This window comes from Aerococcus sp. UMB7834 (genome assembly GCF_030215145.1).
Lineage (GTDB): Bacteria > Bacillota > Bacilli > Lactobacillales > Aerococcaceae > Aerococcus.
This window is the reverse complement of the sequence record NZ_JASOLI010000008.1, coordinates 15,968-41,109: the sequence shown is the minus strand read 5'-3', so window position 1 is coordinate 41,109 and position 25,142 is coordinate 15,968. Positions and strand designations below refer to the sequence as shown.

Annotated in this window: 31 protein-coding genes; 28 read left to right on the top strand and 3 right to left on the bottom strand. The window is 46.0% G+C overall.

Translation table 11 applies throughout. The features are described from left to right. Positions 1-4: 4 nt before the first annotated feature. The 21 genes from rplE to truA all read left to right on the top strand — a co-directional run bounded on the left by rplE (position 5) and on the right by truA (position 14,318). Positions 5-547: a 50S ribosomal protein L5 gene (gene rplE, locus QP339_RS07535; protein ID WP_067973015.1), complete on the top strand. Its 543-nt coding sequence runs from the start codon at positions 5-7 to the stop codon at positions 545-547. 18 nt (positions 548-565) lie between these two features. Beyond that, complete coding sequence (locus QP339_RS07530; RefSeq protein WP_083272384.1) at positions 566-751, top strand: type Z 30S ribosomal protein S14; 186 nt, start codon at positions 566-568, stop codon at positions 749-751. Positions 752-785: 34 nt separating this feature from the next. Next, entirely contained in the window at positions 786-1,184 is a 399-nt protein-coding gene (gene rpsH, locus QP339_RS07525; protein ID WP_067973014.1) for a 30S ribosomal protein S8, read from the top strand. A gap of 36 nt (positions 1,185-1,220) precedes the next feature. Further along, positions 1,221-1,757, top strand: a complete 537-nt coding sequence (gene rplF, locus QP339_RS07520) for a 50S ribosomal protein L6 (protein WP_284911015.1) — start codon at positions 1,221-1,223, stop codon at positions 1,755-1,757. Positions 1,758-1,812: 55 nt separating this feature from the next. Next, positions 1,813-2,160: a 50S ribosomal protein L18 gene (rplR, locus tag QP339_RS07515; protein ID WP_070618564.1), complete on the top strand. Its 348-nt coding sequence runs from the start codon at positions 1,813-1,815 to the stop codon at positions 2,158-2,160. Positions 2,161-2,180: 20 nt separating this feature from the next. Then, on the top strand, positions 2,181-2,687 hold the full coding sequence (gene rpsE / locus QP339_RS07510; protein WP_070430158.1) for a 30S ribosomal protein S5: 507 nt from the start codon (positions 2,181-2,183) through the stop codon (positions 2,685-2,687). 13 nt (positions 2,688-2,700) lie between these two features. After that, on the top strand, positions 2,701-2,883 hold the full coding sequence (rpmD, locus tag QP339_RS07505) for a 50S ribosomal protein L30 (protein ID WP_070430159.1): 183 nt from the start codon (positions 2,701-2,703) through the stop codon (positions 2,881-2,883). A gap of 33 nt (positions 2,884-2,916) precedes the next feature. Then, a complete protein-coding gene (gene rplO / locus QP339_RS07500; protein ID WP_284911014.1) occupies positions 2,917-3,357 on the top strand; it encodes a 50S ribosomal protein L15 in 441 nt (146 codons plus the stop codon). Further along, complete coding sequence (secY, locus tag QP339_RS07495; RefSeq protein ID WP_067972997.1) at positions 3,357-4,655, top strand: preprotein translocase subunit SecY; 1,299 nt, start codon at positions 3,357-3,359, stop codon at positions 4,653-4,655. The genes rplO and secY overlap by 1 nt, the downstream gene beginning before the upstream one ends. 27 nt (positions 4,656-4,682) lie before the next feature. Next, the gene (locus QP339_RS07490; RefSeq protein WP_067972994.1) at positions 4,683-5,330 is read left to right on the top strand and encodes an adenylate kinase; all 648 of its coding nucleotides are present in this window, start codon (positions 4,683-4,685) and stop codon (positions 5,328-5,330) included. 120 nt (positions 5,331-5,450) lie between these two features. Then, the gene (infA, locus tag QP339_RS07485; RefSeq protein WP_067972992.1) at positions 5,451-5,669 is read left to right on the top strand and encodes a translation initiation factor IF-1; all 219 of its coding nucleotides are present in this window, start codon (positions 5,451-5,453) and stop codon (positions 5,667-5,669) included. A 27-nt stretch (positions 5,670-5,696) separates the two neighbouring features. Next, complete coding sequence (gene rpmJ, locus QP339_RS07480) at positions 5,697-5,810, top strand: 50S ribosomal protein L36 (RefSeq protein ID WP_083272385.1); 114 nt, start codon at positions 5,697-5,699, stop codon at positions 5,808-5,810. A 19-nt stretch (positions 5,811-5,829) separates the two neighbouring features. Continuing rightward, a complete protein-coding gene (gene rpsM / locus QP339_RS07475) occupies positions 5,830-6,195 on the top strand; it encodes a 30S ribosomal protein S13 (protein WP_067972988.1) in 366 nt (121 codons plus the stop codon). Between the two features lie 32 nt (positions 6,196-6,227). Continuing rightward, a complete protein-coding gene (gene rpsK / locus QP339_RS07470) occupies positions 6,228-6,620 on the top strand; it encodes a 30S ribosomal protein S11 (RefSeq protein WP_284911013.1) in 393 nt (130 codons plus the stop codon). Positions 6,621-6,707: 87 nt separating this feature from the next. Further along, positions 6,708-7,652 (top strand): DNA-directed RNA polymerase subunit alpha, encoded by a 945-nt coding sequence (locus QP339_RS07465; RefSeq protein ID WP_067972982.1) that lies wholly within the window; start codon positions 6,708-6,710, stop codon positions 7,650-7,652. Between the two features lie 26 nt (positions 7,653-7,678). Beyond that, positions 7,679-8,059: a 50S ribosomal protein L17 gene (gene rplQ / locus QP339_RS07460; protein WP_067972980.1), complete on the top strand. Its 381-nt coding sequence runs from the start codon at positions 7,679-7,681 to the stop codon at positions 8,057-8,059. Positions 8,060-8,881: 822 nt separating this feature from the next. Next, the gene (locus QP339_RS07455) at positions 8,882-10,825 is read left to right on the top strand and encodes an acyltransferase family protein (RefSeq protein WP_284911012.1); all 1,944 of its coding nucleotides are present in this window, start codon (positions 8,882-8,884) and stop codon (positions 10,823-10,825) included. A 185-nt stretch (positions 10,826-11,010) separates the two neighbouring features. Further along, entirely contained in the window at positions 11,011-11,853 is an 843-nt protein-coding gene (locus tag QP339_RS07450) for an energy-coupling factor ABC transporter ATP-binding protein (RefSeq protein ID WP_284911011.1), read from the top strand. Continuing rightward, complete coding sequence (locus tag QP339_RS07445) at positions 11,829-12,707, top strand: energy-coupling factor transporter ATPase (protein WP_284911010.1); 879 nt, start codon at positions 11,829-11,831, stop codon at positions 12,705-12,707. The genes QP339_RS07450 and QP339_RS07445 overlap by 25 nt, the downstream gene beginning before the upstream one ends. Next, the gene (locus QP339_RS07440; protein WP_284911009.1) at positions 12,697-13,491 is read left to right on the top strand and encodes an energy-coupling factor transporter transmembrane component T family protein; all 795 of its coding nucleotides are present in this window, start codon (positions 12,697-12,699) and stop codon (positions 13,489-13,491) included. The genes QP339_RS07445 and QP339_RS07440 overlap by 11 nt, the downstream gene beginning before the upstream one ends. An 11-nt stretch (positions 13,492-13,502) precedes the next feature. Beyond that, positions 13,503-14,318, top strand: a complete 816-nt coding sequence (gene truA / locus QP339_RS07435) for a tRNA pseudouridine(38-40) synthase TruA (RefSeq protein WP_284911008.1) — start codon at positions 13,503-13,505, stop codon at positions 14,316-14,318. Between the two features lie 274 nt (positions 14,319-14,592). On the opposite strand, the gene QP339_RS07430 is transcribed toward truA, so the two are convergent. Beyond that, positions 14,593-15,945, bottom strand: coding sequence for an FAD-dependent oxidoreductase (locus tag QP339_RS07430; protein ID WP_070618578.1), 1,353 nt, complete (start codon positions 15,943-15,945; stop codon positions 14,593-14,595). A 396-nt stretch (positions 15,946-16,341) separates the two neighbouring features. On the opposite strand from QP339_RS07430, the gene QP339_RS07425 reads away from it, so the two are divergent. From QP339_RS07425 to QP339_RS07395, 7 genes are all read left to right on the top strand, one after another. After that, complete coding sequence (locus tag QP339_RS07425) at positions 16,342-17,445, top strand: alcohol dehydrogenase catalytic domain-containing protein (protein ID WP_070618581.1); 1,104 nt, start codon at positions 16,342-16,344, stop codon at positions 17,443-17,445. A gap of 11 nt (positions 17,446-17,456) precedes the next feature. Beyond that, positions 17,457-18,284, top strand: a complete 828-nt coding sequence (fghA, locus tag QP339_RS07420) for an S-formylglutathione hydrolase (RefSeq protein ID WP_284911007.1) — start codon at positions 17,457-17,459, stop codon at positions 18,282-18,284. A 489-nt stretch (positions 18,285-18,773) separates the two neighbouring features. Further along, positions 18,774-19,217, top strand: coding sequence for a 50S ribosomal protein L13 (rplM, locus tag QP339_RS07415; RefSeq protein ID WP_070618587.1), 444 nt, complete (start codon positions 18,774-18,776; stop codon positions 19,215-19,217). A 14-nt stretch (positions 19,218-19,231) separates the two neighbouring features. Then, entirely contained in the window at positions 19,232-19,624 is a 393-nt protein-coding gene (gene rpsI / locus QP339_RS07410) for a 30S ribosomal protein S9 (protein ID WP_070618589.1), read from the top strand. 581 nt (positions 19,625-20,205) lie between these two features. Further along, a complete protein-coding gene (locus QP339_RS07405) occupies positions 20,206-21,129 on the top strand; it encodes a diacylglycerol/lipid kinase family protein (protein WP_284911050.1) in 924 nt (307 codons plus the stop codon). Positions 21,130-21,295: 166 nt separating this feature from the next. Then, positions 21,296-21,493 carry a helix-turn-helix transcriptional regulator gene (locus tag QP339_RS07400; protein ID WP_070616388.1) on the top strand — a complete coding sequence of 66 codons (198 nt, stop codon included), beginning with the start codon at positions 21,296-21,298 and terminating at the stop codon, positions 21,491-21,493. Further along, positions 21,494-21,994 (top strand): DUF3278 domain-containing protein, encoded by a 501-nt coding sequence (locus QP339_RS07395; RefSeq protein ID WP_284911006.1) that lies wholly within the window; start codon positions 21,494-21,496, stop codon positions 21,992-21,994. Positions 21,995-22,086: 92 nt separating this feature from the next. On the opposite strand, the gene QP339_RS07390 is transcribed toward QP339_RS07395, so the two are convergent. Together QP339_RS07390 and QP339_RS07385 are read right to left on the bottom strand one after the other, a co-directional pair. Then, positions 22,087-23,778, bottom strand: a complete 1,692-nt coding sequence (locus QP339_RS07390; protein WP_284911005.1) for a sulfatase family protein — start codon at positions 23,776-23,778, stop codon at positions 22,087-22,089. 26 nt (positions 23,779-23,804) lie between these two features. Beyond that, positions 23,805-25,091, bottom strand: coding sequence for a cation:proton antiporter (locus QP339_RS07385; RefSeq protein WP_284911004.1), 1,287 nt, complete (start codon positions 25,089-25,091; stop codon positions 23,805-23,807). Positions 25,092-25,142 lie beyond the last annotated feature (51 nt).

Sequence of the window (25,142 nt, the reverse complement as noted above, 5' to 3'; positions counted from 1 at the left end):
GAACATGACTAATCGTTTAAAAGAAAAATACTCAAACGAGATCGTACCAGCATTAATTGAAAAATTTAATTATAGCTCTCCAATGCAAACACCTAAGATTGACAAAATTGTGATCAACATGGGTGTTGGTGACGCTGTAACCAACTCTAAGAACTTAGACAAAGCAGTTGAAGAGTTAACTTTAATTTCAGGTCAAAAACCAGTTATTACTCATGCTAAGAAATCAATCGCTGGCTTCCGCTTACGTGAAGGAATGCCTATCGGTGCAAAAGTAACCCTACGTGGTGAACGCATGTATGACTTCTTAGACAAGCTAATCACTGTTTCATTGCCACGTGTACGTGACTTCCGCGGGATCAGCAAACGCTCATTCGATGGCCGTGGGAATTACACTTTAGGTATTCGTGAACAATTAATCTTCCCTGAAATCGACTTTGACAATGTTGACAAAGTACGCGGGATGGATATCGTTATCGTTACAACTGCGAACACTGATGAAGAATCAAAAGAGTTATTAACTCAAATTGGAATGCCGTTCCAAAAATAATAGGAGGAGGGAATCGATTTGGCTAAAAAATCAATGATTGCGAAAAATAAACGCAAAGCAAAATATTCAACACAAGAATACACACGCTGCGAACGCTGCGGCCGTCCACACTCTGTTTACCGTAAATTCAAGTTATGCCGTATCTGCCTCCGTGAACTTGCCTATAAAGGACAAATTCCTGGTGTCAGAAAAGCTAGTTGGTAATCGAGAGTAATAAGTAAAGGAGGGTGAACAGGTAATGGTCATGACAGATCCAATCGCTGATTTCTTAACACGCGTGCGTAACGCTAATATGGTACGCCACGAGTCTTTTGAAGTTCCAGCATCAGCAATGAAAGTTGCAATCACAAAGATTCTTAAAGAAGAAGGTTACATCAAAGATTTCGAAGTCATTGAAGATGACAAGCAAGGTATCATCCGTGTCTTCATGAAATATGGTAAGAATAACGAACGTGTTATCACAAACTTAAAACGTATTTCTAAACCAGGTTTACGTGTATATGCGAAAACTGATGAAGTCCCTAAAGTCTTGAACGGTTTAGGAATTGCCATCATCTCAACTTCTGAAGGTGTTATCACTGATAAAGAAGCTCGCGCTAAAAACGTTGGTGGCGAAGTCTTAGCTTACGTATGGTAGGCCCTAAAAAATAAAATTGAAAGAGGTGCAGTCTAGATGAGTCGTGTTGGTAATAAACCAGTAACAATTCCTAGTAACGTAACCATCGATGTACAAGGCCACACTTTAACCGTTAAAGGCCCTAAAGGTGAACTAACTCGTACATTCGATCCACAAATTACAATCAATGTAGAAGAAAACGAAATCACTTTCGAACGTCCTAACAACCAAAAGAATGTTCGCGCTTTACACGGGACTACTCGTGCTTTAGTTAATAACATGGTTCAAGGGGTTAGCGAAGGTTTCAAGAAAACCTTACTCTTACAAGGGGTAGGTTACCGTGCACAAGCCCAAGGAAACAAATTAACGCTAAGCGTTGGTCTTTCCCACCCAGCAGAATTTGACATTCCTGAAGGTATCGAAGTTGATTTACCATCAAATACTGAAATCAATATTTCAGGTGCAGATAAAGACTTAGTGGGTCAATTCGCCGCTAACGTTCGTGAAATTCGTCGTCCAGAACCTTACAAAGGCAAAGGGGTACGTTACTCTGACGAACACATTATCCGCAAAGAAGGTAAAACTGGTAAATAATCTTAGGATTATCCTTACCTATCAAATTAAAGTAGAAATTAAGAGGTGAACCATTTTGATTAGCAAACCAGATAAAAATGTCTTACGTAAAAAACGTCACGCACGTGTACGTCGTCACATTTCTGGAACAGCAGAGTGCCCACGCTTGAGCGTTTTCCGCTCAAATAAACACATCTACGCTCAATTAATTGATGACGTAGCGGGTGTTACGCTTGCAAGTGCCTCTGATGGTGAAGAAACTGGGACAAAAGTTGAAAAAGCTGCAGCTGTTGGTAAGAAGATTGCCCAAGCCGCAGCAGAAAAAGATGTCAAAACCGTTGTCTTTGACCGTGGCGGTTACCAATATCACGGCCGTGTTCAAGCCTTGGCTGACGCTGCACGTGAAAACGGACTAGAATTTTAGGAAAAGGAGGAAGCCATAACATGACAAACAAATTTGTACAAGTTAACGACCGTGAAATCGAAGATCGCGTTGTTGCTATCAATCGTGTCACTAAAGTAGTTAAAGGTGGCCGTCGCATGAACTTCTCAGCACTTGTTGTTGTTGGCGACAAAGATGGACACGTTGGATTCGGTACAGGTAAGGCTGCTGAAGTTCCTGAAGCAATCCGTAAAGCGGTTGAAGCTGCTAAGAAGAACATGATCGAAGTTCCTCGTGCAGGTACCACTATCCCTCATGAAGTATTAGGTATCTTCAACGGAGGCCAAGTCCTCTTGAAACCAGCTAAGAACGGTTCTGGGGTAGCAGCTGGTGGCCCTGTTCGTGCCGTTGTTGAATTAGCAGGTATTGCAGATATCACTTCTAAGTCACTCGGATCAAACACTCCAATTAACATTGTGCGTGCAACCATCCAAGGGCTAAAAGAATTGAAATCACCTGAAGAAATCGCTGAATTACGTGGTAAATCAGTTGAAGAAATCTTAGGTTAAGGAGGCTTACAACATGGCAAAAGTTCAAATAACTTTAAAACGCAGTGTTATCGGTCGTCCAGATGACCAAATCAAAACCTGCCAAGCGCTGGGCCTAACCCGGACTGGTCGTACAGTTGAAAAAGAAACTAATGCAGCAATCGACGGAATGATCAAGAAGATTGCCCATTTAGTTGAAGTTAAAGAAGTAAAATAATACAATAAGAAATAAGGAGGTGCCTTGAAGATTATGAAATTACACGAGTTAAAATCAAGTGAAGGATCACGTCATGTTCGTAACCGTTTAGGACGTGGATCTGGATCAGGTAACGGTAAGACTTCAGGTCGCGGCCAAAAAGGTCAAAAAGCTCGTTCAGGCGGTAAAGTACGTTTAGGTTTTGAAGGTGGGCAAACCCCATTGTACCGTCGTATCCCTAAACGTGGTTTTACAAACATTAACCGCAAAGAATACGCCATCGTTAATATCGACGATTTAAACGTTTTTGAAGATGGGGCTGAAGTAACGCCAGAAGCTTTAGTTGAAGCTGGTCTTGTTAAGAATACCAAGAAAGCTATTAAAGTTTTAGGTGCTGGTGAATTAGAACGCAAACTAACCGTTAAAGCAGCTAAATTCTCAGCTACAGCTAAAGAAGCAATTGAAGCAGCTGGGGGCACAATCGAGGTGATCTAATGTTCACTACTCTGAAAGCTGTATTTCAGGATAAAGACGTTAGAAGTCGCATCCTCTTTACTTTGGGAATGTTAATTGTGTTCCGTCTCGGGACACATATAACAGTTCCAGGTGTGAATGCACAAGCGATAAATACGCTCGTTAATTCAGGGCTCTTTGGTCTGTTGAATACCTTTGGCGGCGGGGCCTTGCATAACTACTCAATCTTTTCCTTAGGGGTCTCCCCTTATATCACGGCTCAGATTGTGGTACAGCTTTTGCAGATGGACATTGTGCCAGCCTTTACAGAATGGTCGAAACAAGGTGAAGTGGGACGGCGTAAGCTGAATAAGTGGACACGCTATCTCTCTGTTCTTGTTTCTTTCTTCCAAGCCATTGCGATTTCGGTTGGCTTTAACTCCCTCTCGCAATTCGGCCTGATCAAGGATCCAGGAATGCTAACTTACTGCATTATTGCCTTGGTCATGACAGCTGGGTCCATGCTCGTTGTATGGATCGGGGAGCAAATCACCCAATTCGGTATCGGGAATGGGGTTTCTCTGATTATCTTCTCGGGGATTGTTGCTCGGATTCCCGGTGAAGTCCTCACCGCTGTTAAGAAAGGCTTAATTGATGTGACTGACCAAGCTCAGCTCACTCAAAATGCCATCTTTGGGGGTATTTTTGCCCTTGTTGCATTACTTCTAATTATCTTAGTTGTTTACGTCAACCAAGCTGAACGGCGTATTCCGGTACGCTATTCCAAAAGGGCGAGCACAGTAGTGGAACAATCCCATATGCCGCTGAAGATTAACTCAGCAGGGGTTATTCCAGTTATCTTTGCCAGCTCTATTATCATGGTGCCACAAACGGTTCTCAGCCTCTTGTCGGCCCAGTTTTCAGATGCCGCTTGGTTCAAAACAGCAGAGACAGTCTTTAATCTCGAACAACCAATCGGGATGACCATATATGCGGTAACGATTGTACTCTTTACATTCTTCTATGCGCATATCCAAATTAATCCTGAACGCGTTGCCGAGAACTTCCAAAAATCAGGCGCTTATATCCCTAGTGTGCGTCCTGGTTTACCAACAGAACGTTATATTTCCAAGATGCTCAATCGTTTAAGCAGTGTGGGCTCATTATTCTTAATGATGATTGCCATCCTACCTCTAATGGGGTCCTATTTCTTTGATCTTCCACGAACGATTGGTCTTGGAGGGACAAGTTTACTCATCGTTGTCGGTGTCGCACTCGATACAGCTAAACAAATTGAAGGTCGCTTAATCAAGCGTCGCTATGTAGGCTTTATTCGCTAGTCAAGAATTGAAGTTCGGAGGATGGAAATGAATATTATTTTGATGGGGCTGCCAGGTGCTGGTAAGGGTACCCAAGCAGAAAAAATTGTGGCAACTTATGACATTCCTCATATTTCAACAGGAGATATGTTCCGTCAAGCCATCAAAGACCAAACCCCACTCGGTAAAGAAGCTAAATCATACATGGACAAGGGTGGCCTTGTGCCAGATGAAGTAACGAATGGGATTGTTAAAGAACGTTTACAACAAGCAGACACAGAAGCTAAGGGTTTCATGCTAGATGGCTTCCCACGGACTCTCAACCAAGCTAAGGCCTTGGAAGAAATCTTGGAAGACATTAACAAGACCATCGATGCTGTCATTTATATCGATGTTGACCCTGAAGTCCTAGAAAAACGCCTGAGTGGTCGGATCATCTGTGGCAATTGTGGGGCAACCTTCAATGTCAACTTTAACCCGCCAAAAGAAGAAGGCGTCTGTGATCGTTGTGGGGCAGAAGAATTCTATACCCGCGACGATGATAAGGCTGAAGTGGTTAAGAATCGGATCGAAGTCAACCAAGAGCAACAAGCCCCAATCCTCGACTTCTACGAAAGTCAAGGCAAGGTTTACCGGGTGCCTGGTGACATCGGAATCGATAATGTCTTTAACGAAATCAAAAAGATCATTGAATAAAGTCTTGCATTAGATGTTCTTTAATGGTATAATGTTCAGGTTAATCCTATTGAGAACTTTTGAGATGAGTTTTTCTTCATGTTGTCGTGTCGCACATATGTGTAACGAGGAGGAAATATAGTGTCTAAAGAAGATATGATCGAAGTAGAAGGTACAGTCACCGAGACTTTACCTAATGCAATGTTCAAAGTCGAACTTGAAAACGGCGTAGAGATTCTTGCCCATGTGTCTGGGAAGATTCGTGTGAATTATATTCGAATTCTACCGGGTGACCGTGTAAAAGTCGAAATGTCTCCATATGATCTGACCAAGGGACGGATTACATATCGTTTCAAGTAATTTCTAAATGATATAAGGAGGTCAATCGTGAAAGTTAGAGCGTCTGTTAAACCAATTTGCGACAAATGCAAAGTGATTCGTCGTAATGGCAAAGTCATGGTAATTTGCCAAAACCCTAAACATAAACAACGCCAAGGTTAATAAAGGAGGTGCCAATCGAATGGCTCGTATTGCAGGTGTAGATATTCCACGTAACAAACGTATTGTCATTGCCTTAACTTACATTTATGGGATCGGGAACACAACAGCTAAAAAGATCTTAGCTGATGCTGGCGTTTCTGAAGATATCCGTGTGAATGATTTAAGCAATGACGAATTAGATAAGATTCGTGCAGAAGTTGATAAGATCAAGGTTGAAGGTGACTTACGTCGCGATGTCAACATGGACATCAAACGTTTACAAGAAATCGGTTCCTACCGTGGTATGCGTCACCGTCGTAACCTACCAGTTCGCGGTCAAAATACTAAGAACAATGCTCGTACCCGTAAAGGTCGCGGTGTAGCGATCCCAGGTAAGAAGAAATAATTAATTTAAAGTAAAGGAGGCAAGTTAATCAAATGGCTAAAGCAAAACGTCAAACACGTAAACGTCGCGTGAAAAAGAATGTTGAAGTTGGTGTTGCTCATATCCACTCAACTTTCAATAATACTATTGTTATGATTACTGATGAACATGGTAATGCAATTTCATGGTCATCCGCAGGTGCACTTGGTTTTAAGGGTTCCCGTAAATCAACACCTTATGCTGCCCAAATGGCTTCAGAAGCTGCTTCTAAGACAGCTATGGACCAAGGCATGAAGACTGTTGAAGTATCTGTTAAAGGCCCAGGACCTGGTCGTGAATCTGCAATTCGTGCTTTACAAGCTGCTGGTTTTGAAGTTACCTCAATTCGTGACGTAACCCCAATCCCACACAACGGTTGCCGTCCTCCAAAACGTCGTCGTGTATAGTACTGTTTTTCAAACAGCTTGCCGAAAACTTTTTGGAAGCAGTAGTGGTGCAAAATTCACGTTTTGAAAGGGGAATACTTGTAGATTATGATCGAAATTGAAAAACCAACTATTGAAACGATTGAGATCAGCGATGATAACAAATTTGGTAAATTTGCGATTGAACCATTAGAACGTGGTTACGGAACAACTTTAGGCAATTCCCTGCGTCGTATTTTACTCTCATCATTGCCTGGTACAGCGGTAACATCAGTTCAGATTGATGATGTTTTACATGAATATTCTACAATCCCAGGTGTCCGCGAAGATGTCACTCAAATTGTATTGAACATCAAGAAGCTTTCCTTGAAACTTTATGATGTTGAAGAAAAACAAGTCGAAATTGATGTAGTTGGCCCAGCAGAGGTCACTGCAGCGGATATTACGGCCGATGCTGATTTTGATATCATGAATCCAGACTTGCACATTTGCAGCTTAGAAGATGGAGCTCGTTTCCATATGCTGATGAATGTTCAAAATGGTCGTGGTTTTGTTCGTTCTGAACATAACAAATCAGAAAATATGCCAATTGGCGTAATTCCAGTAGATTCAATCTACACACCAATCGAAAAAGTTAACTACCAAGTTGAAAATATCCGTATTGGTGAAATCAACCAGTTCGATAAGTTGACTTATGATATCTGGACTGACGGGACGATAGCCCCTCATGAAGCGTTGAGTTTAGCTGCTAAGATTCTAACGGAACACTTGGCGATCTTCGTTGACATGACCAATGAAGCAAAATCTGCTGAAATTATGGTCGAGAAAGAAGAAACTCAGAAAGAAAAAATGCTCGAAATGTCAATCGAAGAATTGGATCTTTCTGTTCGCTCTTACAACTGTTTGAAACGTGCAGGTATCAATACTGTGGATGAATTAACTGACCGAACTGAACAAGAAATGATGAAAGTTCGTAACTTAGGCCGTAAGTCACTCGATGAAGTCAAGAATAAATTGGCTGCTCTCGATTTAAGCTTACGCCAAGAAGATTAATTATAAAGTGAAGGAGGAATTCTCTGATGAGTTACCGTAAATTAGGTCGCACCAGCTCACAACGTAAAGCTTTATTACGTGATTTGACGACTGATTTAATTATCAATGAACGTATCGAAACAACCGAATCTCGTGCTAAAGAAATCCGTAAATCTACTGAAAAAATGATTACTTTAGGCAAGAAAGGTGACCTTAGCGCACGTCGTCAAGCTGCTAAATTTGTTCGTAACGAAATCGCTGATGTTCGTGCGGAAGATGATGACATCGTTATTGAAACAGCCTTACAAAAATTATTCAACGAGTTAGGCCCTCGCTATGCAGATCGTCAAGGTGGCTATACCCGTATCCTTAAGACTGAACCTCGTCGTGGTGACGGTTCTAAGATGGCGATTATTGAATTAGTGTAAGCCAGATGTATGTAGAGCGTTATGATGATGGGGTAACCCAAGTCTAGCTCTTTCACTTCCGGGGCAGGTGCTCCGGAAGTGAAAATATATCCTAATTCCAAAACACGAGCATCCATGTTATTACATGAATGCTTTTTTTGTTATAAGGGTGTGAGGGCTGGCGGGAGAAATAGACCTCTGGAGCCAAAAGCCAGAGAAGACTGAAAGTCTTCGGCGGATTTTGGTGAAGAGGAGCTATTTCTGCCAGCCCGAACCCGACTAGACAGGGTGTGAGACTTAGCGCTTAGGCTTGGATGATTGGAGCAAGTAAGGATAAGAGCGAAGAATTCGCTCGTTCCTTACTTGTGAAATCACTCCAAGCCTGCCAAGTCGAACCCGACTAGACAGGGTGGGAAGGCTAGCGGGAGTACAAGAGCAGCTGGTTCTTGTCTATACTCTCTCCCAAGCCACAATTAAGCACGAGGAGTGTGGCTTAATCAATGTGGAGCCACAATTAAGGCTTAGCAGTGGGTGTTAATTCTTGTCAAGCCACAATCAATTACTGCGAATGTGGGTGACTAAGTTCTAAGCCACAATTGAGAAGGGCTAATGTGGCTTAATGGGGAGGAGGCCACAGTTAAGTCCCCTAAGTGTAGCTTGCAGTGTCTTAGTCCGATTTGGATGGGAAGTCGATACGTCTGCCGCTTTTTTAAGCTAAGTTGAATGTGTAATAAGTCTAGATGGTCGCTTATTTATAAAATTAAGGAAAATAATCTGGGATTTTGAAGACAGTCAGGCGCTTTAGTGCTATTATTGGATTATTATCGATGAGGAGGGGCAACTTTGTCCAAACGTAAATATTTTAGACCCTTTGATAGCCTACGCTTTCTGTCGATGCTGGCTATTATTTTCTATCATTATACAAAACACCTCCTACCAGGGGGCTTTTTAGCTGTAGATATCTTCTTTATCCTCTCAGCTTTCTTAATTAGTGGACGGCTGGAGAGGGGATATCAGATGACGGGAGAATTCCCGCGTTTTTGGTCGACTTTTTTCAGGCGACTGGGGCGACTCTTCCGGCCCATGCTCTTCGTCCTGGTGGTGGGGACCTGCTATCTCTTGGTCTTCCGTTTTGACCTTTTGACCAACCTACCGCGTATGTTCTTCTCCAGCTTGGTCTTTGTCAATAACTGGTCGCAGATCCTAGCAGGGGGCTCGTATTTTGCGGATTTCGCCCACCCCTCGATCTTTACCCATCTCTGGTACTTGAGCATGTATGCCCAGTTCCTCTTCTTATGGCCGGCCCTGGTTCGTTTGATCAGGCCCCATTTAAAGTCTGCTAAAGGGGCTTCCTGCTTCTACCTCATCCTAGCTGTTCTGAGTGCCATACTGATGGCGGTACTTTTTGATCCAGGCAAGGACCCGAGTCGCGTCTACTATGGGACGGATACCCGGCTCTTCAGCTTTGCACTAGGGGCCGCAGCTGGAACAATGATGCAGACGGATAAATTCCGTCAGATCATCAAGAAGGGGGCCACTTGGTTGACTTCGCTCTTGACCTTGGGAATCGGGGGCCTCATTTTCTTCATGATGCGGTATTTAACGGATTCATGGAGTCTGACCTATTACGGGGGGATGTTTGTTTTTGACCTCTTAGTGCTTGCTTTTATGGTTCTCTTAACCCTGCCAGGCAACTTAATCGCCAAGCTCTTACGCTTCCGTCCCCTATCTTGGTTGGGGCAGATGACTTATGGGATGTATCTCTTCTACTATCCTGTCTTCATTATCTTCCGTTCAGCGCCCAAGTCGTCTAACTTCTTCGTCTCCTCGATTGCTTGGCAGCTGGCTCTTATTATATTCCTCGGGGCGCTGACCCATATTGTGGTGGTTCATCGGAAGGCCTACGTTCCCATCTTCAACCGGCCTAAGGGAGTCCCCCTCCAGTTAAAATCAGGCTTTAGAGCTGCCTTATCTTCTGACACGTCACTAGCTAGTCGGATTGCCTTCTGGGCCTATCTCGCGATGTTAGTGGGGACTGGGGTTGCGCTCGCCCTAGCACCGATTGAACATGAAACGGCCGACCAGATCCGCCAGGCTGAAGAGCAAAAGGCAGCGTTGAAGAAGCAAAACCAAGCCATCGCCCAGGGTAATGTGTCAGATCCGGCCAGCGAAGAAGAAATTAAAGCCTATATCGACCAATTGCCAGCCGACCAACAGGGCTTCCTCTCCTCTCTTCCTAAAGAACAGGTGCAGATGGCCCATAACCTCCAGGCAACTTTTATCGGTGATTCCTTGCTCTTAGGAGCTTCTGAAGTGCTGTCGATTACTTATCCTAATTCCTATATTAGTGCGGAAGTGGGCCGGCAAGTCTATGCCATTGCGCCGGTGATTGAACAGCTTAAAGCCAACCAGGCCCTCTTTAATCCAGTAGTTATTAACTTGGGAGCCAATGGCGGCTTCTCTAGCCAGCAAATTGTGGATATGGTGGAACAGATCGGCAAGGATCGAACCATTTATTTGGTCAATACCCATGTTAACCGGCCTTGGCGCGACGAGGTGAATGCCAATCTCAAGACCGCCGCTGATCAATTAGGGGATAAGGTTCACTACCTGGATTGGAATGCTTACTTCAATAGTCAGGAGGCCGCACCGAGCTGGCTAGGCGACGATGGTGTCCACTTCAATGATGAAGGACGTAAGCAGTGGGTGGCCTTTGTGACCCGGGCTATCTATGAATCGGAGCACCAAGAACTTCCTGAAGACCAGGGAAAGAAGAGCCAAGATTGACCCTCGCTTCATAAGTTTATGATTGCAGTCTTAAGCATTTTAGCGTAAACTGTAAGTATCACCTTAATATGTGGCAGGGTTGACCATTCAGCCTTTAGAGGCGGTTTGGCAACTCAACTGATTAAACAAAGAATAATGGACTCTGCCGGACTTGCGGTAGGGTCCTTTTAATTAAGGAGGCAGCTATGGAAGATACGATCGTTCGTGTCGAGGACTTAATCTTTGCCTATCAAGAAGACCAAGAGAGGCCCACCATCCAGGGGGTATCCTTTGAGATTAAACGAGGGGACTGGCTAGCCATTATTGGCCATAATGGGTCAGGAAAATCGACTCTGGCTAAGCTCATCGATGGGCTCTTGGAGGCCCAATCCGGCCATATTTATGTGGACGGTCAAGAACTTTCCGAAGAGACAGTGTGGGAGATCCGCCAAAAGGTTGGTTTTGTTTTCCAGAATCCGGATAATCAGTTTGTTGGGGCGACAGTAGAAGACGATGTGGCCTTTGCTTTGGAGAATGCGGGCATTCCTAGAAGCGAAATGGTTGAACGGGTCAATCGGGCCTTAGACCAGGTCAATATGAGTCAGTACAAGGACCGGGAGCCTTCTAGCCTATCTGGCGGACAGAAGCAGCGAGTGGCCATTGCGGGCGTCCTCGCCTTACAACCAGAAGTTATTATCTTGGATGAAGCGACGGCCATGCTAGACCCAGAAGGCCGGCATGAGGTCGTCTCTTTGATGCAGGACATTAAGGAGAGCCAGGAGATGACGGTCCTATCCATTACTCACGACCTCAATGAAGCTGCTATGGCAGACCAAATCTTTGTCGTGAACCAGGGGCAAATTGTCAAAAAGGGCCGCCCAGAAGAAATCTTTAAGGAGGGCCAGGCCCTGGTAGAGATGGGTTTAGACGTTCCTTTTGCCGAACAATTAAAGGAGACCCTCCAGGCACGGGGACTTGACATGCCAGAAGCTTATTTAACGGAAGAAGGGTTGGTGGACTATCTATGCAAATTGAATTCGACCAGGTAGGCTTTGCTTATGGTGCAGGAACAGCCTTTGAGATGCAGGCCCTGCACGATGCGACCTTAACCATCCCAAATAAGAGCTTTACAGCCTTGGTTGGGCATACAGGCTCTGGTAAATCGACAGTGATTCAACACCTCAATGCCTTGCTCCTTCCCAGCTCTGGAGAGGTCCGTTTGGGTAATTTTGTTCTAAACTCGGAAAGTAAGGGCAAAGGCTTGAAGGACTTGCGAGCAAAAGTCGGCATGGTCTTTCAATTTCCGGAATCCCAACTCTTTGAAGAAACCCTTTTGGCCGACGTTATGTTCGGGCCTAAGAACTATGGTGCCAGCGAAGAAGAGGCACGGGAACGGGCCTTGGAAGCCTTAGATTTAGTGGGTATAGCTCCTGATCTCCATGACCGGTCTCCCTTTGAATTATCGGGCGGCCAGATGCGTCGGGTGGCTATTGCCGGGATCCTCGCCATGCAACCGGAAGTGCTTGTCTTGGATGAGCCGACTGCTGGTCTGGACCCTAAAGGACAAAAAGAAATGCTGGAAATGTTCTACCAGCTCTACCAGGACAAGGGCTTAACAGTGGTTTTGGTCTCCCATCATATGAATGACGTGGCCAAGTATGCTAACCATGTTATCGTTATGGAGGGCGGGACTTGTATCCGCTCAGGTCGTCCTGAAGAGATTTTTCAGGATCCTGACTGGCTCCACCAGCACCAGTTGGACTTGCCGGATAGCCTGCACTTTGCCCGGACTTATGAAGCTCAAACGGGCAGGCCCTTAAGCGGGACAGCTCTGACAGTGGACCACTTAGCCGATGCTATCCTGGCAGATTTAGGAAGGGGGCTAGACTCCAATGAAGGATAAATTTATCCTAGGACGTTACCTACCGGGGGATTCCTTCATCCACCGCTTAGACCCGCGTGCTAAGTTGCTGGCTATGGTTCTTCTCCTGATCTTTATTTTCTTTGCTAATAATGTCTGGTCCTATGCCCTCTTATTTGCTTTTGTCATGTTTATGGTGGCTTTGACGAATATTTCCCTGTCGGTCTTTATCAAGGGCTTGCGGCCCATGGTGGTCTTGATTCTCTTTACGGTGATCTTGCAGCTCTTCTTCACCCGGACCGGGGAGGTTATTTGGCAGTGGGGCTTCCTAGTTTTGACTAAGGATGGCTTGATGAATGCGGCCTTTATCTTCTTGCGCTTTGTCTTGATTATCTTTATTTCAACCTTGCTCACCCTGACCACCCAACCCTTAGCCATAACCGATGCCCTCGAAAGTTTATTTTCACCTTTCCGTAAGGTCTTACCTGTCCACGAAATGGCGCTTATGCTCTCTATTGCTCTGCGCTTCGTTCCGACTTTAATTGATGAGACGGATAAAATTATGAATGCCCAGCGTGCGCGGGGTGTGGACTTCAATGAAGGCAATCTCTTCGAACGGGTGAAAGCCTTTATTCCAATCTTAATCCCGCTCTTTGTCAATGCCTTTAACCGGGCTTATGACCTGGCCACGGCTATGGAGGCACGGGGATATCGCGGGGCAGAAGGGCGGACCAAGTACCGGGAATTGACCTGGCAGGGCCGAGATACGCTATCGCTTGTCGTGGTAGGTCTGGTCTGCCTAGGACTTCTTTTACTCAAAGATTAAGGAGGGATTTTTTGCAACGTTACAAGCTGACTTTGGCCTATGATGGCAGTCCCTATGTTGGCTTTCAAGTGCAACCCAATGGACCTAGTATCCAGGGGGAACTGCAGCGGGCTTTAAAACTGATGACCAAGGGCCAGACGATTAATGTCCATGGCTCTGGACGGACAGATTCTGGGGTCCATGCTTATGGTCAGGTGGTCCACTTCGATTACCCGGCGCCGATAGCTGAAGAGGCGCTCCTGCGTGCCCTGAACAGTATCTGTGACGATAGTATCTGTATCCAGAAGGTTGAAGCGGTGGAAGACACTTTCCACGCTCGCTACCACACCTCGGGCAAGCGCTACATCTACCGGGTGGAAGGGGGGCCTTTCATGTCCCCTTTCAAGCGCCACTATGCCCTCCACCATCCCTATCAAACGGATCTTGACCGTATGGCCCAGGCTCTTAGTTATATTAAGGGCCAGCATGATTTTGAAAGCTTTTGTTCGACCCATACCGATAAGACGAATTTTGTACGGACTATTTACCGGGCAGAAGTCCATCCAGGGCCAGACCCTTCTAGCTATTACTTCCTCTTCGAGGGGGATGGTTTCTTGTACAATATGGTCCGTATTTTGGTGGGCACCCTGCTCCAAATTGGTGACGGGCTCAAGCCGATTGAGGAGATGCCCCGTTTGCTTGAAGTTCGAGACCGCAATGAAGCAGGACCCACTGCAGCCGCTCATGGCCTCTACTTGGATGAAGTTTTCTATTTATCAGCAGAAGACCGGGCTCAAAAGACTGCCCAGTGGTTGAATTTTAAGAAGGAAGCAGATTTTGATGCATAGGAAGAGGAGGCGTTTGTTCTGTTAGTTGTTATTTTTCTTGGCATTGTGGTGTCGCTCTTATTGGTAGGATCGTCCTTTTATTTATACAAACGGTCGCGCAATAAGTGGTACTTGCTCTTTATTGGCATTGGCCTCTTCTTTTGGGTCTTTGCGACGGCCGTGCTCTTTATGACGATCTCTGCTTAGTATCATGTTTTATGGGCCTAAATCAGCTATTGAAGGCAAAAAAATTCCCAGTCACAGATGGACTGGGAGTTTTTTCTTATCCTGTGAATTATTCAGCTAACTTAGCTTCTTGGTCTAGAGCCGCTTGGGCTAGGATGTTGAGATAGTGCCATGGGCGGTCAAAGTGAGGTTGGAAGAGGAAGTCGACATAGGCTAAATCCTCAATGGTCATATGGTTTTGGATGGCCAAGGAGAGGGTGTTGGCAGATTGGGTAATGTCATACTTGGACATTAATTGGCCCCCAACGATCCGACCAGTGCCTACTTCGTAAACAAGTTTCATATGAACGACTTCATTAGTTGGCATGAATTCGGGACGGTAAAAGTCTTTGACATAGACAGAACGAGTGTCTAGGCCGAATGATTCAGCAGAGCCGTCGTTAACCCCTGTCGAGCCAATGTTCCAGCCGAAGAGTTTCAGACCAGAAGTGGATTGGGTACCACGGTATTTAACGCGGTCTTCTTTAATATTTTTACCAACTAGGTTCCCCATACGAACGGCATTGGTAGCCAATGGAATGTAGGCATGGCCATCATTAGGGTTGTAGTTCACGGCGCAAGAGTCGCCACAAGCGTAAATATCTGGGTCAGAGGTATGCATGAAGTCATCGACGATTAAAGCACCGTTATCGAAGGTCTTGAGGTCGCCGAAGAGTTCATTGTTAGGTTTGAAACCGACACAGAGGATAGCCATGTCGCATTCATACTCGCCCTTGTTGGTCCGAACAGCTTTGACAGCCCCATTCTCATCTCCAACAAAGCCATCCGCAAATTCAGACATGTGCATTTCAACCCCATGTTCTTGGATGGTTTCTTCTAAGATATCGGTCATTTCGCTATCGAGATACTTGCTCAGTGGGTGAGGCATGCCGTCGATCAGGACAACTTCCTTGCCAGTTTCAGCGAAGGCTTCAACAAGTTCAATCCCGATATAGCCCCCACCAACAACAGCTATCCGTTTCTTATCGTTCTTCTTAGCAATAATTTCTTGGGCATGGTTAAAGTTCTTGCAGAGAAGAACATTGTCAAGATCCAAGCCATCAATTGGAGGAATAATTGGCCAAGAACCTGAAGAAAGCACTAACTTGTCATAGCTATCTTCAAAGACTTCGCCTGTTTTCAAGTCTTTGACTTGGACTTTCTTGTTGGCTTGATCGAGTTCTAAGACATCGTGTTCCATCTTCACATTGGCGCCGAGTTCAGCTAAGGCATCGGGGCTAGAGTAGAAGAGGCCGTCAACATCCTTCACGACACCACCAACATAGAGGGCGATCCCGCATGAGAGGAAAGAGACATTATCGTTCCGTTCATAAATCGTAACATCGATGTCCTCGTTCTCGTTTAACATGGTTGTTACTGCAGCAGTTCCGGCATGGGTACAGCCAATTACAATTACTTTCATCTGGCATTCTCCTTTATATTAAAGTTAAATCTATTACTAACTCTTTCACAATCTTATTATACACGTTGACAGCGATTTCACAAACTAATAACACTTAATCTAAAAACAATTATTGTTCTATTAATAAAATTGTCATTAACTTTAAACAAGATCAATAAGCTTTCGATATAATGATGAAAGCGCAGTCAATCAGGGAGTGATGTATTTTGATAAGGTCTTTTTCTAATAATAAACTAATTGTTTCTGGGCAGTTTATAAACAATAAATGTTCTTTTTGCGAGAGGCAAGTGAAGGGATAATGAAAGGGCTTTTAATTGTAGTTTGGGCGGCTTTATGTCATGATAGAATCAGTAATAGTGGTGCAAATTAGCAAGCGATAACAGAAAGAGGGATAGCATGAAAAGTAAAGCAGCAGTGGCTTTTGGGCCTAATGATTTAAGAATGGTTGAAGTAGATGTTGAGGATCCGCATCCAGGTGAGGTAATGGTTAAGATTGCCTACACTTCGGTTTGTCATACGGATATTTATAGCTTATCAGGTGATGACCCATCGGCTATTTTCCCTTGTATCTTGGGGCATGAGGCTGCGGGTGAAGTGGTAAAAGTTGGGGATGGCGTTGAGAGTGTTGAAGTGGGCGACCATGTGATCCCTCTCTGGAAGCCAGAATGTGGGAAATGTGACTATTGTCAGAAAGGCTTGAACTTCTGCTCAGCCATTAGTGAAACCCAAGGCCAAGGCGTGATGCCCGATGGAAGGCCGCGCTTCTCTTATGAGGGTAAGCCCATCTATCATTTCATGGGGACCTCCACTTTCAGTGAATATACCGTCCTGCCTGAGATTGCCTTGACCAAGATTGATCCCGAAGTGCCCATGGATGAAGTCTGTCTCTTGGGCTGTGGGGTAACAACCGGGATTGGGGCTGTCCGCAATGATGCTGCCGTTTATGAGAAGGCAAGTGCGGCTGTCTTTGGTATCGGGACGCTGGGTCTAGCTGCCATCCAAGAACTCAAGCGGTCACAAGCTGAACGCATTATTGCAGTCGATATCGATTCTAACAAAGAAGAAGTAGCCCGCGACTTCGGGGCGACGGACTTCATTAATTCGAGCGAATTGGACCGCCCTGTCCAGGAAGAAATTATCGAATTGACCGATGGCGGGGTTGACTTCAGCTTTGTTTGTGTGGGCAATACCGACGTGATGAATGCTGGTCTAGAAGCCACGCACAAGGGCTGGGGAGAAAGTGTTATTATGGGCGTAGCTGCCGGCAATGACAAGATCTCAACCCGTCCCTTCCAATTGATTACCGGTCGGACTTGGCTAGGAACTTCCTTTGGTGGCGTCACTGGACGTACGGGACTCAGCGAATTAGTGGAAGAATACTCTGAGGGTGGCATTGACCTCAAGCCCTTCATCAGCCACCGCATTGCCTTTGACGATATTGAACAAGCCATCGAATGGCAAGAGAACGGTGAATCCCTGCGAGATATTCTGACTTTCTAGGAGGTTTAACCATGGAATTAATTGAAAGTAAGAAAATTTTTGGCGGAGACCAGGTCCGCTACAAGCATGTGTCCAAGGTCCTTGGCTGTGAGATGGTCTTTAGCCTCTTTCTGCCAAAAGAATCCCAAGACCGTCCAGTGCCCCTGGTCTGGTTCTTGTCGGGGCTGACCTGTGATGACCAGAACTTCTCCACCAAGTCGGGCTTCCAGCGCTATGCAGCAGACTTGAGATTAGCGGTCTTAATTCCGGATACCTCCCCACGCGGATCAGAAGTCGCCGATGATGAGGCCTATGACCTGGGCCAAGGCGCTGGCTTCTATCTCAATGCCAGCCAGGAACCTTGGGCTAGCCACTATCGGATGTATGATTATCTATTGGAAGAGCTTGCTGAGCTCGTTGAAGACTGCCTCCCCCATGGCTCTAGCCAACAAGCCATCATGGGGCATTCCATGGGCGGTTACGGCGCTTTGGTGATGGGAGTGAAAAATCCCCATCGCTTCCAGAGCATCTCGGCCTTTGCACCCATTTCAAATCCGACTCAGGTCCCCTGGGGTCGCAAGGCCTTCACTGCCTATCTCGGACCTGACGAAAGTATTTGGGCTGAGTGGGATCCTGTCCACTTGGTTAAGGAAGCTAAAGATGAAATTCCTATCTTCATTAGCCAAGGCACAGCAGACGAATTTTACCCTGAGCAATTGGACGAAAGTGCCTTCCTAGAAGCAGCAGAAGTCGCTAACTATCCGGTCCGCTATCAAAAGGAAGAAGGCTATGACCATTCCTATTACACCATTTCGACCTTTATCGGAGACCATTTGAAATTCCATGCTGACCACCTATAGGGTGTGAGCAAAGGCGGTTAGAAAAGGATGACTGGAGGTAAAAGGGATAAGAACGCTTTTAACTGCTTGTTTTCTTTTGCCGAAGTCACTCCTTTTCTGCCTTTGCGAGCCTAACTGGAGGGTGTGGGCAATAGCGTTTAAAGTTGACGAAAAAAAGAAACTGGGCTTTGTTTCCAGTTTCTTTTTCATTTAGCGAATTATTTGGTTGATAGATCCTTTTCCTTCTTGTGGAAGAGATGGGAGAGGACCAGGCTGGTTAAAGTTAGAATAGGGATGCCTTCAACAAGGAAGGCAAGGGCGTAGCTCTTCTTCATGGGACACCTCCTTACTTATATTATAGCAATCTTTCCAAAGAAAATTAAGCTAAAGCATTGACTTCTCTTGACGGATAAGGTAAGATATTAAACGGTATTGTTTGCCCCACGATTGCCCCGGAAATCAATTGTGAATTGCAACAATCAGTCAAGAAAAACGGAGGAAAAGTAGATAATGCGTACAACATATATGGCAAAAGCTAACGAAGTTGAACGCCAATGGGTTATCTTAGACGCAACAGATATTCCATTAGGTCGTCTTTCAACAGTTGCAGCATCCATGCTGCGCGGTAAAAACAAAGCAACTTTCACCCCTAACGTAGACACTGGTGACCAAGTCATTATCATCAATGCTGAAAAAGTTAAATTAACTGGTAAAAAAGCATCTGATAAGAAATACTACCACCACTCAGGTTACCCAGGTGGTATCTACGAAACTACTGCAGGGACTTTACGTGAGGAAAAACCTGAACGTTTAATTGAATTATCAGTTAAAGGCATGCTTCCTAAGAACAAATTAGGTCGTCAACAATTCACACACTTACATGTGTATGCTGGCGCGGAACATCCACACCAAGCACAACAACCTGAAACTGTAGACATCAAGGACTTAATTTAAGGAGGGAACAGCTAGTGGCACAAGCACAATATCAAGCAACTGGACGTCGTAAGAACTCATCTGCCCGTGTACGCTTAGTACCTGGTAATGGGAAGATCGTCTTCAATGGCAAAGAAATGGAAGACTACCTTCCATACGCATCACTATTCGTTATCGTTAAACAACCTTTAGCAGTTACTCAAACTGAAGGTCAATACGATGTATACATCAACGTTAACGGCGGCGGTTACGCTGGTCAATCAGGTGCAGCTCGTCACGGTATCGCCCGTGCCTTACTGCAAGTTGACCCAGACTTCCGTAAACCATTAAAAGACGCTGGCTTGCTCACACGTGACCCACGTATGAAAGAACGTAAGAAACCAGGTCTTAAGAAAGCTCGTAAAGCGCCTCAATTCTCAAAACGTTAAGAATTGGCGACCAAGAACTTTTCCAGCACTTGCCCATGGCAGGTGCTTTTTTTGTGCTTGCTTTAGCTTATAAATTTGATAAAATAGGACAAAAGGTTGGATGAATTTTTTTGTATAAAATTGTATTGGTGAGCATCCGTTCCGCTGGTGAGCATCCGTTCCGCTTTTGAATTTGGTCCTTAAATTTTAGAGGGTCAAGAACGGCTAAAGCCGTTTTGTACTATATCCGTAAGTCGCTAGCGCTCCAACGGCTATAGCAGCATCGGTTCGAGCCAAGGTCTCTCACCTAGCAAGTCTCAAACGGCTCGTAAGGCTTGCGCCAACGATCCGTAATTCGCTTTGCTTGCTTGTTCATGGCTAAGGACCAACTTCAAAGCACTACTGCTCAAAATAGCTAATGTAGCAATTGCTTTTTTAAAATTATTGACTGCTAATATATAAAATAATGTTTATAGTGATGGTAGTTATAATTCAATAGCAAAATGTGATGAACGCATTCACCATTTAACTTAAAAAGGACTGTGTTTAGATTGCTCTAGGTAAATCTAGAGAAGTAAAGGAGTTAATGGCTTGTGGAGTGCATGCATATTATCTGTAACCCGAAATCGGGGATGGGGAGAGGGAGGAAACGCTTGAACGAAGTCACTAGCTATTTAGAGAGCTGGGGGGCGGACTATCAGATTTACTTGACCCAGTATCCTGGTCATATGGGAGAGCTCTTAACCGCTTGCTTGGACCAATTTAAAGAAGAGGATAGCTTAATCCTGGTTGGTGGAGATGGCAGTCTACATGAATTGGTGAATCTTTTGGCCGATCGGGGGCTCGACCTACCTCTTGCCTTTGTTTCAGCCGGGACGGGCAATGATTTTAGCCGCTACTACCAGGCAGGCAAAGAGACCATCGAAGACTTGCTCGCCCCCATGTTTAAAGGCCAGGTTCGCCGGCTTAGAATTGGTCGTATCGATCCCAGCCTAGGCAAGGCTGGGGGCGTCTTTGTCAATAGCCTGGGCTTTGGTTTCGATGGTCAGGTCATCCATGAAAGTGAAGGATTCAAAGCCAAGGGAGGAATCTGGCAAGTCCCCTGGGCAAACCGGGTCCGCTATCTGGTGAGCCTCTTTCAGTCCTTGCGTCGCGTTCCTAATTTTGCCCTCGATGTAAGACTAGGCGGTCATAGCCAACATTTTTCTGATGTTAGCTTGGTAGCGGTTATGTTGAATCCTTACTTTGGCGGAGGCATTCAGCTCGATCCTCGGGTGGCAGAACTAGAGGGCGACCTGGCCCTTGTAGTGGTCCATGACCTGGATTGGCGGGCGATTCCGGGCTTACTCTACCAGATTCTATGGCGTAAGGGCCAGGGTGATTCCAAGCACCTCGCCTTCTACAGGGGGCCGCGCTGTGAATTAAACTTGACCCCTGCCATTCCAGGCCAGGTAGACGGGGAAGCAATTTTCTCAGCTGCTAGGTCTGTTGGCTGTCAGCTTGGCTACCAGGCCTTTTATCTTTAATTTTGAAATGCTTTAAGTTCTTTTTTAGCGAAAGTGATGCTCAACCTGTGCTGGCAAGACCTTTCGCTTTTTTTATTTTAACGATGTCATTTATATTTGACATCTTGGCTGATCAGGTGTAAACTGAAGGTGTGTCATATATAGATGACAGTAAGGAGGGGAGGCCATGAACCATGTGCGCTTTTACCGCCAAAAGATAGGTATTTCGCAGGCGGAACTCGCTCGGCGGGTAGAGGTGGCTCGGCAGACCATCAATTTAATTGAGAATGATAAGTATAATCCGTCGCTCGACCTGTGCCTGCGCTTAGCTCATGCTTTGGGAACTGATCTAAACCAATTGTTTTGGAATGGGGAGGAAACTTAAATGAAAAAACGTATTATCCAACACTACCTTGGCTTTGTCGGCCACCGTGATGAATACCAAGAACAGAAACTGAATGAAGTTTTAGCTTTTGCTGGAATTGTGACCCAGTATGCCATTGCCATCTTGATGTTAATCAGCTTGATTTGGGATATCCATCAGGGTCAGGTCAGCTTGGGGACCATCTTTCTCTTTCTGATCATGATGGGAAATTCCCTCTACATCCTAGCTAAAACCCGCAAGTACCGGCTAACCGATACGGAATTCTATGATGCCAAAGATTATAAGAAAGCAGTCCGTCAACTCCGCCAGCAAATGTTCCGCGCTGGCCTCTTGTGGACCCTGGGCATGATCTTTTGGATGGAAGTGGTCTTTCCTTACTTGGACGGGCGGCCGATCGAATGGCACTGGGCTAAGGCCCTGATTTATGTCATAGGAGGTCTAGTCTTTGCCACCACGGCCTACCTCATTAGCAAGTCAAAACTCCGCTTAGTCAAGCGCTAAGCCTCAAATAAGAGAAGATGAAAAAGCAGCCTAGGCGCCAAATAAATAACGTCTAGACTGCTTTTGCTTTTTTAGAGATTATCTTTATAGTTCTAGTCCTTATCCTTAAGGGCAGAATTCTTGTCCAATTCCTCCTGGCTGATTTGTCCCTTTTCTACGGCTGCCTGGTTAAGGCCTTGGACATAGTCTTCATAGTCTGGCATGAAGGCGACTTGTTCCCAGTCACCGGTCGGTAGGTCGGCTTGGTTGGTTTGAGGCTCACCAGGCGTTGATCGGCCTTCCTTGATGTAGTCGACCAAGGCTTGGCTCAATTCAGTCACAACATCCGGATGGTCGTCGATAACATTGTGGCTTTCGGAGAGGTCATCACGCAGGTCATAGAGCTCCGTTGCTTGGAAGGTTTCCTTATAGCTGTCCACATTACGGTCATAACCGCCTAGGCCGCCATCTTTGACCATGATGAGTTTCCAGAAGTCACGGCGAATGGAGAAGCCCCCGTTACCAGCTGAATGGATGATGTCTTCGCGGACAGCCTGGTCCTCACCCTGCCAGAGGGGGAGGTTGGAGTAGCTATCTTCAGCGACATTATCGCGTTTGTCCTCACCGAGGATATCGGCGATGGTGTTGTAGAAGTCGGAGTGGGAGACCATGTGGTTAGAAACCGTGTTGGCTTCAATCATTCGCGGATAGGTCACAATCGTAGGTTCCCGGTGGCCCCCTTCCCAGATATGCATCTTATGCCCGCGGAGCCCATTACTTGGGTCGTGGCCTTCTTCTTCCTTCAAGCGGTCAATATCGACAATCGGAGAGGCCCCATTATCGGAAGTAAAGATGAATAGGGTGTCTTCGTAGATGCCAGCTTCCTTGAGCTTGTCGGCTATTTCACCGACATAGGCATCCAGTTGGAGGACGAAATCGCCGTAGTCACCGATCCCTGACTTACCGCGGAAACGTTCTTGAGGAATAATCGGACCGTGGACCAGGTGGTTAGGATAGTAGAGGAAGAAGGGGGCATCCGCTTCAATCATATCATCTAGGACGTCTAGTGCCTTGGCCTGCATTTGGTCCGGGACATGGTAGGGGCTGTGCTCAGGGGCTATCACGCCGGCTTCGATGGAGCGGTTGGTTTCAGGCTCAACCCGAGAAATATTATGGTCCCCGGCCATGTATTCAGGTTGGTAGAGGGCCCGGTCATTCTCGATGATGGTAAAGGGGCCTTGGTCCAGACTGGCTGCCGTCCCGTAGAAGTAGTCGAAGCCATAGTTGAGCGGCCCGAATTTAATCGGTTGGCTATAATCGATGTCTGTTCCCCGGAAGATGGGTTCCGCTGTGGCATTGCCGAAGTAAGGGCGGCCCTTCTGATAGTCCGCCTCTTGATCGCGGTACTTGTCTCCGTCGACACCATAGCGCTCATAGTCTTTGTGGTCCTTTAAGGTCCATTCCATCCCCAAGTGCCACTTACCGATGGCTGCTGTTTGATAGCCGTGGTCCTTGAGCATTTGAGGGAGGGTGCGCCGGTCTTTCTCAATCAGACTTTGGGCGTCGCCAGGGATGACAATACTCTTGAGCTGAGACCGCCAGTTGTAGCGGCCGGTTAAGAGCCCATATCTTGAGGGCGTACAGAGGGCGCTGGTGGCATGGGAATCAGTGAAGCGCATGCCGTCCTGAGCGAGGGCATCAATGTGTTCGGTATGAATCTTGGACTCAGGGTTGAAGGCAGATACGTCACCCATTCCTAAGTCGTCGGCAAAAATTAAAATAATATTTGGTTTCTTTTGAGTCATTAGAAGTCCTCCTTTAAATTTAAATGTTAATAATCGTAGTAGCGAGTATCCCGACTCTGTGTGCAATAAGAGGTGTCCTCGTTCACATAGTCATCATCGTCTTCGGCTTGGTCCGTTTCGTCGGCCCATTCATAGGCCTTCTTAGCCATGAGTACAGCGATAATCTCATTGATTAGAGCAGCAGCAGGGATGATGATCTGGATACTGGCGCCGAGGTCACTGGCTGCCTGACCAATTGCCTGGGCTGCCATGGAGGAGAAGACGAGGGAAATACCAGAATGGGGCATCATGGTTAAGGCCAGGTATTTTTGGACGCTGGGGTCTGCTTCGATGCGCTTACCTCCCAGATAAGACCCAATAAAGCTTCCAAGTAGGCGGAAGCTAATATAGGCCAAACTCCAGACACCAGCTTGGACGAGCAAGCCAGGATCGAGTGGGGCAGCGAGGTTCAAGATGATAAGCAAGAGTCCAGCTGATTGGATGGGGCTAAAGTCATCACTTAGGGCTTCGCGTTGGTCATCTGAAATACCGTTGACTAGGGCGGCTGAGAAGGCGGCTCCCAGGATGATGTAATTGGCCATGGGGCTAGGGTAGAGCCAATGGTCAATTGCTAGCATGATAGCAGTCGTCAATACAATAGTCGTGAGGAAGCGACCGATACCTGATTCTTCCGCTCCGGATAAGAAACGACCGGCTAGATAACCTAGGCCGACACCGACCAGTATCGGAAGGACCATCATCAAGGACAGGTTGAGTACAGCCGAAGTTGAAGCCTCAGTCACTTGTGATTGGACGACCGAAATGAAGAAATAGAAGATTATGTTTACTAAGAGGGTATTCATGACGGTCATGGAAACAGTTGTCCGTGAGAGTGGCCCATCTGTCTTGTATTCGTTAATGACCGATAGCACGGGGGCCGGGGCTGTGGCCATGGCGATGACCCCGAAAATAATGGCAATCAGGAAAGGCACCCCTATCCAAGAGAAAATCAAGCCAAAAGCTAGGCTGACCATCAGGAAAATACCTAGTATCTGCCAGATAGCGAGTTTAAAGATGGAAGTCCCAACTTTTTTTATTTTACTTACGATTAAGTTGGACCCAATCATGATACCGACAATGACTTGGGCCAGGGTCGCCAAGAGTTGGAAGGCGGGGTGGCCAGTGATGCTCTCGTGAAAAAGATTGAGCAGGTTAGGCCCCACAACCATGCCGCATAGGAGCCAGCCTAGGATGGCAGGCAGTTTGATTTTTTGGATTAAGCGGCCTGCTCCATAGACCAAGGCAATGGCTAGAAGAAAACGTAAAAATGGCATAAAAAACCTCCTTTTTTGATTTAAAGTATAAAAATAACCTATCTTTACTCT